At 51.2% G+C, this 240-nt stretch carries 1 rRNA gene; it reads left to right on the forward strand.

The features are described 5' to 3' along the window. Nucleotides 1-122: 122 nt before the first annotated feature. A 16S ribosomal RNA gene (locus ACZ2IA_RS23255) occupies nt 123-240 on the forward strand; the annotation flags it as partial.

Genomic DNA, 240 nt, shown 5'->3' on the forward strand with positions numbered 1-240 from the left:
TGATTCTGGACATGTGACTGAATTTTTTTGGTCAGTGTTTGGGGTTAGTGTATTGGATTCTTCGTGGTGTCACTGTTGCCTGTGTGCGTGTTGTGTGCGCGTGTGTGGGTGGGTGATATTTTTCATTGGAGAGTTTGATCCTGGCTCAGGACGAACGCTGGCGGCGTGCTTAACACATGCAAGTCGAACGGAAAGGCCCTGCTTTTGTGGGGTGCTCGAGTGGCGAACGGGTGAGTAACG

The sequence above is a fragment of the Crenobacter sp. CS_VA4 genome, assembly GCF_055597485.1.